This window comes from Synechococcus sp. O70.2, assembly GCF_047462135.1.
Classification (GTDB): Bacteria; Cyanobacteriota; Cyanobacteriia; order Thermostichales; family Thermostichaceae; genus Thermostichus.
Window position 1 is genome coordinate 142052 of sequence record NZ_JANSIS010000006.1, and the last position, 12804, is coordinate 154855.

Consider the following 12804-nt stretch of genomic DNA (forward strand, 5'->3'; position numbering starts at 1 on the left):
TAGCCAGACTCACCTCCCCGCTTGAGGGGAGCGGTTTCGATTTTTTCCCTTTGCCTGGACAGTATGTACTACCACAACCCTTCTCTGCGGGAGGAGCCGCGGGATCAACCTCCGGTGCTCCTGCCCTCCAGCGGCGGCCTCTCTATCTTGGACTGGCTACGCCAGGAAGGTCGCTTGCTGGAACAGCCAATTGAAGTTCCTGAGATTACCCTAGACGACGATCTCGAGGAGATTGACGACTTGATCGGCGACGACTTCGTCGAGGACTTCGAGATGGAGGAAGAGGAGTAGGTCAGAGTCAGCTGGCGCTGCAAGGCTCTGGGCGGGGAGGATCAGGATAGAGCTAGGGGCGCTAAAGTAGAGTAAAGAAGGGGCGTTGGCCGAGCGGTTTAGGCAGCAAACTCATAATTTGCCTTACACAGGTTCGACTCCTGTACGCCCCACTGGCAAAGCGATCCCCCTGGCTGAAACTGACTCGCTGCGGAGTCCTCCCCTCCCTTCAGCGCGGTTTCCAACGCTTAGGCAAGATGGCAGGGGCTCCCCACTGGGATCGGAGCTGGCTGAGAAATTGTTCCTGCCAGGCACGCAAGTCAGCCAAAGGGGCGCCGCTGTTCATCAGGGCAAACCAAATGTCCCCCCTTTCGGTTGGCAAGACTCCCGCCAAGGTGCTGATGCCGCTGAGGGTGCCGGATTTGGCAATCATCCCCTCCGGCAACGGCCGCTGCCCCAGCACCCCTCCATCTTGGCCGACGACAGCGAAAGCATCGGCTAGAGAAAGCCCTTGCTTTTCCAGAAGCAGTTGGATTGCCTGAAACAAAGCCACACTGGCCCGTGGAGAAATGCGGTTTTCCACTCCCAACCCCGAGCCGTTAACTAGCTGTAGCTCGGCAGGCGGGATCCCTGCGGCCTCACGGGCCAGTTGAGCCACCTGGTCTGCTCCCCCCACCGCCGTGGCCAACATCTCGGCCATGGAGTTGTTGCTGTAGAGATTCATCAGCTTGAGCAAGTGAATAAGGGGGGGCGACTCATGTCTGAGCAAAACTTGGGCGTTAGCTGGGATTTGCTGGGCAATCCGCACCGAGCCCAAGATCTCCACCTGCGGCTTGGGTGTGCCGGGAGGCAAGGTTTGAAACTGGATCTGGGCTTCTGGCGGCCAGCGCCGCGCATCCAGCCCCCGCTGCAGCAGAGCTCCCGAGCGGGCTACATCCAGGGAAAAGTTCATGTAAAAGCGGCCTACCACCACCAGATCCCCGCGCACTTGGCGGATTCCCTGCTCGTTGAGGGCGTTGCCCACCAAGAAGGCCTCTTCCCACACGAAGAAGGGATCCCCTCCTCCCAAAACCCAGAGATCCCCCTGCAAAACTCCCTTAGCGGTTAAGGGGCCGGTGGCCAACCAGGTGGTAACAAAGCGGTGCTGCGGGCCAAGCTGCTGCAAAGCAGCCAGGGTAGTGGCCACCTTGGTCAGCGAGGCGGCCGGCAGAGGGGTGGATCCCTGGTGCTGCCCCAAAACTTGGTCGCCTCTTTGCAGCCAAACCCCCTGCGCCGTAGGCGAAAACCCCCGCCTAGCTAACTGCGCTAGATGGATTTGCACCTGAGGTTGCAGGGATCCCGGCGAAGAGGGCAACGCCCCTAGCCAGAGCCCTGCTGCTGAGAGCAGCCCAATCCCCGCTCTTGCTCTGCGTCTCCACCGGCTCATCAACCCTCAAAGCGCCGCGAGGATGAATCCTTCAGCTGGGTAACTCCCAGCTGCTTTCTTCCCCAGACTCCACGTCGATGGTGCCAGGGGGCGTTTGCCGGTGGAAGTATCCATCGGCAACAAACAGGGGCTCGCCACAACTGGGACAAAAGAAGTGGCTGCCTTCAAGAGCTTGCGCCTCTGACCCACAGACCGGGCAGCGATCCGTCGTAATCCAGCGGCGGGCCCACCAGCGGAAGGCCAGCAGCACCAACAGCGGTAGAGAGAGCAAAAACAAAAGCAGGGCTACCAAGCCAACCATCAGCCAGCCCAGGCCGAGGCCGGTTAGCAAAGCTGCCACGGCCAGGGATCCCAGCCAAAAACCCCAGCCAGTTAGAGAAATGGAATAGGTTTTGGGCTGCTCAAAGCGCATCTTTTTCTGCCTTCCTCAATACTTGCCAACACTGCTAGGACAGGCCTTTTCCTGAGCATGGTAGCCCAAACTTGCCGCCAGCAAGATGCTGCAAGAGTAGGCTAGCTCATCCTAGGGGGACAAGCTAGACCAGACGCTGCAACTGCTCCAGGAGGGAAAACCGCTGGCAGGGCTCTTAGGGAAGCTATCAGAAGCTATTATCAATTACAGAACTTATTGACGGTCACGGCCGCGTTGCCTAGGAGTGGAGGGGCAGGGTCATGGTCTATACGGAAGAAGCTTTCAAGGCGGAGCTAAACGCGAGGGGCTGGCGAGCCACTCGGCAACGGGAGATTATCCTACAGACCTTTCAAAACCTACCCGAGGGGACTCACCTGAGTGCCGAGGAGCTGCACAAGAAGTTGCAGGAAGAAGGCCATAAAGTTAGCCTCTCCACTATCTACCGCACTGTCAAGCTAATGACACGCATGGGCATTTTGCGGGAGCTGGAGCTGACGGAAGGTCACAAACACTACGAGATCAACCATCCGGCTCCCCGCCACCACCACCATTTGGTTTGCATTAAAACCAACAAGGTCATTGAGTTTAAAAACAATGCCATCCTCAGCATCAGCCAAAAGGTGGCGGAAAAATACGGCTTTAAGCTGCTCGATTGCCAGCTCACCATCATTGGCATTAGCCCCGAGGGACAGCGCTCGATTGTGTAGCCAAAAACTTCTAAGGCTGAGCTTTGCTTAGGTTGCTCTCCGACCTAGTGGAGCAGTGCTGCCGCTGGGAGGGGGATAAGCCACCTGTTGTTACCAACTCAGCCCGTTAGCCTTGGCCGTGGACACCGTCTGCAAGCTCAAACTGGGCACTTCAGTCAGATCGTGGCGCCAGTGCCGGCGACCCGAGGCCAAACCGCCCTGGCAGCATTGCTCCTACCGGCTGCAGGGGAAGAGCCCAGCTATCAAGCTCCTTTCCAGCGGCAAACACAACCCACCGCTAGTGATCCTCTAGACCTAGGACAAACGGACACTGGTTGAGATCTTGCGGTACAAGCCGCACGCTGTGTAGCACAGCAAGTAGGGGAAGAATCCCCGCCCTTCAGGGCTGAGGAGAACGTCAACCCCCTACTGCGGGAGATGACTATGAACGAGCAGGAAGTGGCGCACTGGCTGGAGAGGGCCCTGGCCGATCTGGGCCTGAGAGTCCAAGTCAAGGCCCAGCCCCTCCAAGACAGCCCTGGGGACTATGCTTTGGTGGTCATGCTCAATCGCCCTGCCAATGCTGCCCTCAACTACGAGCAGCTAACCGCTTGGTTCCGGAAGGCTGTAGCTAGCCGCTACCCCCAAGTCAAGCGCTTAGCTCTCTACAGTCGCCCTATGGGTCAGCAGCAGGCTGACTGGAAGACGCAGGTGAGACTGGGGCCGGGGCTAGCCACAGAAGGGACTCTGCAGCCAGATCTCAGCCACTACTGCTTTGTCCTAGACCGCCAGTTGCTCACTGCCGACCTGCCCCAACCCTCCAGCGTGGTGCGCCAGGCAGTCTTGGGTTTTCACGGCCTCACTTCTGGGCAAAAAGAGGAGGTGCTGCCCCTACTGCCCACCTTGTTTCGCAACCCCAGCGCTGTCTCCACGGTGACGCTGTCAGTGGAAGCATCTCTGTGGCTGGAAGTGGCTGGAACCTCTGAAGAGTCTTAGCCCCTATGAGCTGCGCCTGCTGAGCATTTGGCTAAGCCGCTACTGTTTCAGCCCTAGCCGCACCTTGGCTGATTTGGATCCCGCCGCCTCAGGCTGCAAAACCGGCCAGGCAAAACGCAACTATCGCGCTCCCCAAGGGGGGGTGGCGCTGGTTTTGGCCAGCTTTGCCGGCAACCTGACAGTGGCCGCAGGCCTGACCCTAGGCCTATTGTTTGGCATGGTGTTTGTGCTGGCCCTGGCTGTTTTCGGCACCCTGGAAGGAGGGCTCTCTTTCGGCTCTTTCCTTCTCGCCGTTTTGCTTGCCCTGGCCTTCAACGCCCTAGTCTTCTTTTTGTCCCCCTGGGTGATGGACTGGATCCAGCAGAGCCTCTACGGCACCCAGTGGGTGAGCTTGGGGGAAATTGAGCGCCGCAGCCCCGAAAGCGCGGAGGTGATCGAACGCGTCTGCCGGCAGCACAAGCTAAAGCAGCCGAAGCTGGGTCTGATCCCCGATCAAAACCCCACCGCCTTCACCTATGGCAGCCTGCCCAATAACGCCCGCATTGTTGTCAGCGAGGGCCTATTTACCTACCTGGAAGATGAAGAGGTGGCCACGGTCTATGCCCACGAGCTGGGGCATGTTATCCACTGGGATTTCGCTGTCATGACCCTAGCTTCCACGCTATTGCAGCTCCTCTACCTTCTCTATGTCTATGTGCGCGATCGCGGGAGCAGTGAGGGCCGTAACCGCAGAGGGGGGAAAAACCTGGCTTTCCTGGCGCTGGTGGCCTACCTCTTCTACGTGGTTGGCTCCTATTTGGTGCTGTATCTGTCGCGGGTGCGGGAGTACTTTGCCGATTACTTTGCTGCCGAAACCACCGGCAACCCCAATGCCCTTGCACGGGCTCTGGTGAAAATTGCCTTTGGCATTGTCCAGAAGGGAGAGCGGGAGCAGGACGAGGAAACTCGTCGGCGCAGCACCCGCCTGGTGGAGGGGATGCGGGCCTTGGGGATCTACGACGCCAAGGCAGCAGGGACGGTGGGGACAGCCTACCGGCTTGCTTCGGATCCCAGCCAGGTGGGCAGGGTGTTTTTGTGGGATCTGTTTAACCCCTGGGCCTGGTGGATGGAGCTGAACTCCACCCATCCCCTCACCGGCAAGCGGGTGCGGGCGCTAGCCACCTATGCCGAGCAACTGGATCTGCCGGTGGAATTCGATATGGCCAGCGTGGTGGCCCAAGGCAAGCAGCTCAACCGCCAGCAGCTCTATGGCAGTTTCCTCCTGGACATGCTGCTGTTGAATGCCGAGTGGCTGGGAGCAATCTTGGGAATGGGGCTTGGGATCCCAGCTCTACAGGCAGGATCTTACGGCATGTTTGCCGGCCTGGCCCTGGCGGGAGCCAGCTTGGGCCTGCTGCTGAAGATGCCAGTGATGTACCCCAGCTTGGAGAACCCGCCGGCGTTGACGGTGTTGAAGGCGCTGAGCAACCCCTACACCAGCCCCTTGCGCGGGTTGCCAATGCAGCTGCAGGGGCGGGTAATTGGGCGGGGGAATCCGGGCTATCGCTTTGGCGCCGACCTCAAGTTCCAGGATGAGACGGGGATGATGTTCTTGCGCTACGCTTCCCGCTTTGGGCCACTGGGCAACTTCCTGTTTGGGGCCAGGCAGGCCGCAGGGCTGATCGGCAAAGAGGGAACAGTGGTCGGGTGGTTCCGGCGGGGGGTGGCTCCCTATCTGGATCTGTCCCGCTTCCAGAGCCGCTATGGCGAAGTGGTGACCAGCCACCCTCCTTTTGGGCAGGCGGTGCAGGTGGCACTGGGCTTGCTTGGTGCCCTGCTGTTGATGGCCTTTTCCCCTTTCTAGGGGGCCTGCTCAGGAGGCAGTCGCTTGCTCACCGGTAGCACGGGCGTAGTCATCGCTGAAGCGGACAATGTCGTCTTCGCCCAGGTACTGGCCGTTTTGCACCTCGATGATCACCAACGGGATGACACCGGGGTTTTCCAGGCGGTGCTTGGTGCAGGGGGGCACGTAGGTAGACTGGTTGGTGGTGATCAGCCGCTCTTCGTTGCCGCAGGTTACTTTGGCGGTGCCGGCAACGACGATCCAGTGTTCGCTGCGGTGGTAGTGCATCTGCAAGCTAAGACGACGCTTGGGCAGCACCACAATCCGCTTGATTTTGTAGCCAGGGCCCTCGTCCAGCACCGTAAAGCTGCCCCAGGGGCGAGTTTCCGTATTGCTCTCGAGGAGCTTGTGAAAAACTTCAGCCGAGAAGGTGGCTGGCAGTTTTTCCTCTGAGGGCATGGGGGAATTAGGGGTTTCTAGCATAGGCTGCTCTCCTGGGCGCCCTGCCTTCAGCTTATCCTACGGAGCTGGAAAGTAGCCCAACTCCCCTCAAGTCTTGTGGGATCATGGAGAAGTCTCCTCATCTTGCTCCTCCATGCGTTCCTACCCGGTTCACATCCACGACCGCCAGAAAGACGCCCACTATCTCATCCAGGTGCCCGCCGACCAATATATCCTGGAGGCTGCCGAAGCCCAAGGGATCCAGCTTCCCTTTGCCTGTCGCAACGGTGCCTGCACCACCTGTGCGGTGCGGATCCGGCGGGGATCCCTCTACCAGCCGGAGGCAATGGGGATCTCGCGGGAGCTGAAGGAGCAGGGCTACGGGCTGCTGTGCGTGGGCTATGCCCGCTCCGAGCTGTGGGTGGAAACCCAAGACGAAGACGAGGTCTACGAGCTGCAGTTTGGCCGCTACTTTGGCCAGGGGCGGGTACGAGCGGGGATCCCCATCGACGATGAGTAATTTCTCTGCCTCAGTTGCCCCTGAAGACCTGTTGCCGGATCCCCAGCCTTCGCAGCCTCAGGGCTGGCTGTTGGGGTCGGCGGCGCTGATCCCGGTGAACCTGGCCCCTAGTCTGTTGCTGGCGGTGGTGGGGACGGTGCAGAGCTATGGCCGCTGCTGGGAGCAGATCCGGCGGGATCCCCTGTTGGGCTTGGCGGGCCTGCTGAGCGCGGCGGCAGTGGCAACGGCGCTGCTGGGGGAAGACTGGCGGCTGAGCTTGCCGGGGATGTTTAACTACTGGCCCTTTCTGCTGATGCTGCCGGCCTTTGGGGCAGCGCTGGCCGATCCTGAAAGTCGCCGGCGCCTAGCGCAGGTGTTGGTACTGGGCAGTGGGCTGATGCTGCTGTTGGGCTGGGGAGAGGTCCTGTGGGGGTGGCAGGGCCATCTCTTCTTGGGGCCGCTCTGGATTACGGGAGTGGCTGGCGGGGAGCGACCAGCAGCGGCCTTTACCTCCCCCAACCTCCTGGCCATTTACCTGGTGATCCACCTGTGCTTGGCGGCAGGGCTGTGGGGGGTAACTCGATCCCGCCTCACCCGAGCAGGGCTAGTGGCGATGCTGGGGCTGGGATCTCTGCTATTGCTGCTGACAGCCTCCCGCAGCGGCTGGGGGGCAGGGGGATTGGCTCTACTCATTGGGTTGGTGCTGCGGCGCTGTTGGTGGGGGATCGCCCTCTTGGCCGGCCTGGGGCTAGCCAGCTTGGCGGCGGCTTTGGATTGGCCTGGCTGGCGGGCAGTTGTGCCTTCGTTGATTTGGAGCCGTCTGGCGGACACCTGGGATCCCCAGGCCCCCCACTTTAGCTCAACCGCCAACCGCCTCGATGCCTGGCGCTTTGCCCTGCAGATGGTGCGGGAGCGGCCCCTGACCGGCTGGGGCTGGCAGAGCTTTCCCGAGCTCTACAATGCCCAGGACCCGCCCGAGCTGCTAGGCCACTGCCACAACTTGTACTTGCACTTGGCGGCGGAAGGCGGGATCCCTCTGCTGCTGGGCTATCTGGCCTTGTGGGGCTGGATCTTGGCGCGGGGCTGGCGAGCCTGGCGTTGTTCCCAGGACGGGCTCCTTCTGGGCATGCTGCTGGCCCTAACAGCGTTTTTTGCTGCCGGGATAGTGGACGTGGTGATCTTGGACGGCCGCCTTCACCTGTTGATGACCTTGCTTTTGGGGGCCGTTTGGGGATCCAGCCTCGATCCGCTCCGCGGCAAGCAAAATAGGGTTCCAGCGGATCCCTTCCCAAGCCAGGTGTCCCAGCCAATGCCACAATAGAGTTCCGTCCTTGCGTTTTCTGGGATTACTCTGTTTATTCTGTCTCGGTTGCCGGATTTTCTTGCGTATCGATTGGATGGTCTCACCCAATTTCGATTGACTCACATCTCCCCTCATCAAATCTCCCCTTTTCCTCGGAGAGAGGGGATGGGAGGTGAGAGCACGCCTCTCCAGAAGGGGAGTAAAAAGCTGTTGCTAACCCATTTCCGAAAAAGTTCAGTGGTATCTGGAGTGCCCCACCTTCTTCCATGGAGCAGTCAATCCCCTTGCTGGCCCCTGATCCCATCAAGCCAGGGGATCTCCTCTCCCTGGAGATCACCGACCTAACTCCCGAAGGAGATGGCATTGCCCACACCCTTGGCTACGGGCGGGGACGGGTGGTGTTTGTAGCCCAAGGCGTGCCCGGGGATCGGGTGGTGGCCCAGGTTCTCGAGATCAAGCGCAACTACCTGGTCGGGCGAATTCGTTCGCTCGTTACTCCCTCGCCGCACCGAGTGCGTCCAGCCTGCATTGTTGCCGACAAGTGCGGTGGCTGCCAGTGGCAGCACGTCAGCTACGAGCAGCAGTTGGCCACCAAGCAGCAAATTCTCCGCAACGCGCTAGAGCGGATTGGCGGCCTTTCCTTGCCGGAGCCCGTCCCCATTTTGGGATCCCCGCAGCCGCTGCGCTACCGCAACAAGGTCACCTACCCCATTGCCAAAGCAGAGGGCCAGCCGCTGCGCATGGGCTACTACCGACGGGGCAGCCACCGCTTGGTAAACCTCAACCAGTGCCCTGTCCAGGACGAGCGACTGGATGTGTTCCTGAGGGAAATCAAGCGGGATCTGCAGGAAACCGGCTGGAGTGTGTACGACGAAAGCCGCCACCAAGGCCAGTTGCGCCATCTGGGCCTGCGCATTGGCCGCCGCACCCGCGAGGTGCTTCTCACTCTGGTGAGTTGCAGCCGCGACCTACCTCACCTGGAAAGGTGGGCCAAACGCTGGATGCAGCGCTACCCCGACTTGGTGGGGGTCTGCCTCAACCTCAACCCAGCCCGCACCAACGTCATCTTTGGCCAGCAAACGGAGGTCATTGCTGGACGGGGATCCCTGCGGGAAGAACTGGCCGGTCTTTCCTTTTGGATTGATAGCACCTCCTTCTTCCAGGTCAACACAGAGCAGGCGGAGGCCTTTTTTACCTGGATAGTGGATCAGCTCCATCTGCGCGGCGAGGAGACCGTTCTAGATGCCTACTGTGGCATCGGCACCCTAACCCTGCTCTTGGCCCAGCGGGCCAAACGGGCGATGGGGGTGGAAGTCCTGCCCGCGGCGGTGGCCCAGGCCCGCTACAATGCCCAGTTCAACGGCATCACTTCGGCCCAGTTTTTCCAGGGCGCAGTAGAAGCGGTTTTGCCGACTCTGCCTCCTGCCGATGTTGTGGTGTTGGATCCGCCGCGGCGGGGCTGCGAGCGGCAGGTGCTTGAGATCCTAAAGCAGCAACGGCCCCGGCAGATCGTTTACATTAGCTGTCATCCTGCCACCTTGGCGCGCGACCTGCAAATCCTCATGGCCGAGGGATCCTACCGCCTAACCCAATGGCGAGCTGCTGACTTCTTTCCCCAAACAGGCCATGTAGAGGGAGTGGTCTTTTTGGAACGGGTCTGAGGAACCTTGCCCAGCTTGCCGCGGAGCTGCCCTCTGGGTAAGCGCACTAGCCGGAGGCGACAAATGCTAACGTCAAAGTAAAGTTTCGCAACGGACTTTTTCCCTCCCACTCTCAATGCTTAGAGCTGGAATTGTCGGCCTGCCCAATGTGGGCAAATCGACTCTATTCAACGCTCTCTGCGAAAATGCCAAAGCGGAGGCGGCCAACTTTCCTTTCTGTACCATCGAGCCCAACATCGGACGGGTGGCCGTGCCAGACGAGCGCCTGGAGGTGCTGGCTAAGATCAGTGGCTCGGCGGCCATTGTCCCCGCCCAAATCGAGTTTGTCGATATTGCCGGGCTGGTGGCTGGTGCCAGCAAGGGGGAGGGCTTGGGCAACCAATTTCTCTCCCACATCCGCCAGGTGGACGCCATCGTGCATGTGGTGCGCTGCTTTAAAGACGAGAACATTGTCCACGTGGCTGGCTCGGTGGATCCCGTGCGAGACATAGGGGTGATTAACCTAGAGCTGGCCCTGGCCGATCTGGCCCAGATTGAGCGACGCTTGGAACGGGTGCGCAAGCAGGCCAAATCCGACAAAACGGCTCAAGTAGAGCTGCAGGCCCTGGAGAAGCTGCAGGCTGCTCTGGACGAGGGCAAGCCGGCTCGCCTGGTGCCCCTTAGCGCAGAGGAGGAGGTCGCCATCAAAGGGCTGGGGCTGCTCACCCGCAAGAAGGTGATCTACGCCGCCAACGTGGCAGAAACGGAGCTAGCCACTGGCAACGACTGGGTAGAGCAGGTGCGGCAAGTGGCCCAGGCAGAGGAGGCGCGTGTGGTGGTGGTCTCGGCCCAGGTGGAGGCGGAATTGGTGGAGTTGCCGCCTGAAGAGCGACAGGCTTATCTAGAGTCGCTGGGGGTGAAAGAAGGGGGGCTGAAATCCTTGATCCGCGCCACCTACGAGCTGTTGGGCCTGCGCACCTACTTTACCTCTGGTCCCAAAGAAACCCGCGCCTGGACAATCCCTGCCGGTGCCACTGCTCCCCAGGCGGCGGGGGTCATTCACTCGGATTTTGAGCGGGGCTTTATCCGGGCGGAAACGATAGCGTATGAGGATCTAGTGGCAGCGGGATCCCTGAGTGCTGCCCGAGAAAAGGGCTTGGTGCGCAGCGAGGGCAGAGACTACGTGGTTCAGGAAGGAGATGTAGTGCTCTTCCGCTTCCATGTCTAGGGGCCCTTTCCCGAGAAAGCCGTTGACGCTGTAACGAAACATCACAATAATTGGACTAGATAAACAATTGCTTTAAGGGACGCATTGATGGACCTGCTGCAATACGGGCCAATGGCCTGGGTTTACCTGGCAATTTTTGCTTCCATCATCTGGTGCATCTGGGGTCGTTCGGAAGACGACATTATGTTCTAGCTCAGGCGGATGTTCTAGCTCAAGCGGGAGGGATTCCTCTGCTGAAGCTACTCTTTGGCTGGCAGCGGATCCCTCCTTGTCAACCTCAGGTGATGTCTCCCCTCAATCCCCCTACTAGGACGAATACACCCAGATGCCGTGCCACTCCAAGCAGTCTGCGTCCCAACAGAGCAAGGGAATTCAGCTAGGCTCGCACTTCCTCCCTCTTGGGCAGCCGCTCTGACAGCGAAGTAGCTTACAAGAGTTATGGGCGTTACTAGCTTGATCTCCCGGCGTCCCCTGCCTGGAGCGGAACGGACAGAAGAGGGGTACCGTCTTTCTTGGCGGGGAGTGGCGGTGATGGGGGTACTCAATGTAACCCCCGATAGCTTCAGCGACGGCGGCCAGTGGGGATCCGTGGAGGCAGCCGTGCAAGCGGCCAAGGCCATGGCAGCAGCGGGAGCTCTGATTGTGGATATCGGCGGTGAGTCTACCCGGCCGGGGGCGGAGCCGGTGCCGGTAGAGGTGGAGTGCGACCGGGTTTTGCCTGTAATTCGGGCTCTAGAAGGATCCGGAATTCTCCTCAGCGTCGATACACGGCGAACAGAGGTGGCTGCTGCTGCTCTGGCAGCGGGGGCACACATCATCAACGATGTCACCGGGCTGCGGGATCCACAGATGATGCAGGTGTGTGCCGAGAAGGGGGTGCCAGCGGTCATCATGCACATGCGGGGAGAGCCGCGCACCATGCAGCAGCTCACCGACTACGACGACCTTGAGGGAGAAGTTTTTGGTTTTCTCAAGGACCAAGCGGAGCGGGCTCTGGCAGCCGGTGTGCCCAGTGTCATTTTGGATCCTGGCCTGGGCTTTGCCAAAACCGCCGAGCAGAACATTGCCCTCCTCAGAGCCCTGCCGCGGCTAGTGGCCTATGGCTACCCCGTTTTGGTGGGAGCCTCGCGCAAAAGTTTTGTCGGCCAGCTTTCCGGCATTGCTGTGCCCAAAGAGCGGGATAGCGCCAGCGTAGCCGTGCACCTCTTTGCCGCCAGCCGGGGCGCTACCCTGGTGCGGGCGCACAACGTCCCTGCTCATGTCTCCGCTCTAGCGGCTTGGGAAGGGCTGCACTGTGAGCCAAACTAGGCTGGTGCTGCGGGGTCTTAGCTTCCATGCCCACCACGGCTATCGTCCTGAGGAGGCCCTGTTGGGGGCGCGCTTTGTGGTGGATGTGGAGCTGCAGCTTGCCTTGGTTCCCCAAGAGGATGACTTGGCCCACACCGTGGACTACGCCCAGGTGTACGAGGCAGTGCGGGAAGAGGTGACCCAGCAGCGCTACCGGTTGATTGAGACGTTGGCAGACCGGATTGCCGAGCGGCTGTGGCAGAGCTATCCCCAGGTGGAAGCCCTGACGGTGCGGGTGCACAAGCCGCAAGCCCCCCTGCCAGGGCTGTTTGACGACGTGTACGTGGAGATCGTCCGCCGTCGCTCCACCCCTCCATGAAGCCTGACCTGGCCTACATAGCTCTGGGGAGCAACCTCGGGGATCCGCTGCAGCAGTTGCGCACGGCCATGCAGAAGTTGCCGCGTCTGGGAGAGGTGGTGGCCCGCTCCAGCCTCTACCGCAGCCCCGCCCAAGGAGGGCCGCCGGGCCAGCCCGACTACCTCAACGCCGTGGTGGCCCTGGATCCCTTTCCGCCTTACCAATCCCCCCTGGAGTTGCTCAGGGCGCTGCTGGCCATCGAGCAGGAAGCAGGGCGGGTGCGGCGCATACACTGGGAGGCCAGAACGCTGGACTTGGATCTGCTGGCCATGGGCAATTGGATTCTCAACAGCCCCCCCCGGGCCCGGGCCCCCCCACGGCAGGAGGGGCGGCCCGGTCGCCAGGCCCCCCGGGGGGGAAAGAACACCCCCGGGGG

14 protein-coding genes and 1 tRNA gene are annotated in these 12804 nt (G+C 60.8%); 12 read left to right on the plus strand and 3 right to left on the minus strand.

The features are described from left to right. Positions 1-63 precede the first annotated feature (63 nt). Entirely contained in the window at positions 64-291 is a 228-nt protein-coding gene (locus NW812_RS08380; RefSeq protein WP_414395823.1) for a DUF3134 family protein, read from the plus strand. A 79-nt stretch (positions 292-370) separates the two neighbouring features. Beyond that, a tRNA-Ile gene (locus NW812_RS08385) sits at positions 371-443 on the plus strand. Positions 444-499: 56 nt separating this feature from the next. Here the strand turns inward: NW812_RS08385 and NW812_RS08390 are convergent. Both NW812_RS08390 and NW812_RS08395 read right to left on the minus strand, forming a co-directional pair. Beyond that, positions 500-1696, minus strand: a complete 1197-nt coding sequence (locus NW812_RS08390; RefSeq protein ID WP_414395825.1) for a D-alanyl-D-alanine carboxypeptidase/D-alanyl-D-alanine-endopeptidase — start codon at positions 1694-1696, stop codon at positions 500-502. Between the two features lie 31 nt (positions 1697-1727). Beyond that, complete coding sequence (locus tag NW812_RS08395; RefSeq protein ID WP_414395827.1) at positions 1728-2108, minus strand: hypothetical protein; 381 nt, start codon at positions 2106-2108, stop codon at positions 1728-1730. Between the two features lie 260 nt (positions 2109-2368). Between NW812_RS08395 and NW812_RS08400 the strand changes: the two genes are divergently transcribed. The 3 genes from NW812_RS08400 (at position 2369) to NW812_RS08410 (ending at position 5633) form a co-directional block, all read left to right on the plus strand. Further along, on the plus strand, positions 2369-2815 hold the full coding sequence (locus NW812_RS08400; protein WP_414395828.1) for a Fur family transcriptional regulator: 447 nt from the start codon (positions 2369-2371) through the stop codon (positions 2813-2815). 423 nt (positions 2816-3238) lie between these two features. Beyond that, the gene (locus NW812_RS08405) at positions 3239-3790 is read left to right on the plus strand and encodes a hypothetical protein (protein WP_414395830.1); all 552 of its coding nucleotides are present in this window, start codon (positions 3239-3241) and stop codon (positions 3788-3790) included. A 64-nt stretch (positions 3791-3854) separates the two neighbouring features. Next, complete coding sequence (locus tag NW812_RS08410; RefSeq protein WP_414395832.1) at positions 3855-5633, plus strand: M48 family metalloprotease; 1779 nt, start codon at positions 3855-3857, stop codon at positions 5631-5633. 9 nt (positions 5634-5642) lie between these two features. On the opposite strand, the gene NW812_RS08415 is transcribed toward NW812_RS08410, so the two are convergent. Next, positions 5643-6095, minus strand: coding sequence for a phosphomannose isomerase type II C-terminal cupin domain (locus tag NW812_RS08415; RefSeq protein WP_414395834.1), 453 nt, complete (start codon positions 6093-6095; stop codon positions 5643-5645). A 112-nt stretch (positions 6096-6207) separates the two neighbouring features. On the opposite strand from NW812_RS08415, the gene NW812_RS08420 reads away from it, so the two are divergent. The 7 genes from NW812_RS08420 to folK all read left to right on the plus strand — a co-directional run. After that, complete coding sequence (locus NW812_RS08420) at positions 6208-6573, plus strand: 2Fe-2S iron-sulfur cluster-binding protein (protein ID WP_414395836.1); 366 nt, start codon at positions 6208-6210, stop codon at positions 6571-6573. Beyond that, positions 6566-7873, plus strand: a complete 1308-nt coding sequence (locus NW812_RS08425; RefSeq protein WP_414395838.1) for an O-antigen ligase family protein — start codon at positions 6566-6568, stop codon at positions 7871-7873. The genes NW812_RS08420 and NW812_RS08425 overlap by 8 nt, the downstream gene beginning before the upstream one ends. 248 nt (positions 7874-8121) lie before the next feature. Next, complete coding sequence (gene rlmD, locus NW812_RS08430; protein WP_414395840.1) at positions 8122-9516, plus strand: 23S rRNA (uracil(1939)-C(5))-methyltransferase RlmD; 1395 nt, start codon at positions 8122-8124, stop codon at positions 9514-9516. 115 nt (positions 9517-9631) lie between these two features. Then, positions 9632-10723, plus strand: coding sequence for a redox-regulated ATPase YchF (gene ychF, locus NW812_RS08435; RefSeq protein ID WP_414395841.1), 1092 nt, complete (start codon positions 9632-9634; stop codon positions 10721-10723). 438 nt (positions 10724-11161) lie between these two features. Next, the gene (gene folP / locus NW812_RS08440) at positions 11162-12031 is read left to right on the plus strand and encodes a dihydropteroate synthase (protein ID WP_414395843.1); all 870 of its coding nucleotides are present in this window, start codon (positions 11162-11164) and stop codon (positions 12029-12031) included. Then, positions 12018-12389, plus strand: coding sequence for a dihydroneopterin aldolase (gene folB / locus NW812_RS08445; protein ID WP_414395845.1), 372 nt, complete (start codon positions 12018-12020; stop codon positions 12387-12389). The genes folP and folB overlap by 14 nt, the downstream gene beginning before the upstream one ends. Further along, a partial coding sequence (gene folK / locus NW812_RS08450) for a 2-amino-4-hydroxy-6-hydroxymethyldihydropteridine diphosphokinase (protein WP_414395847.1) occupies positions 12386-12804 on the plus strand: 419 nt, incomplete at its 3' end. The genes folB and folK, both read left to right, overlap by 4 nt.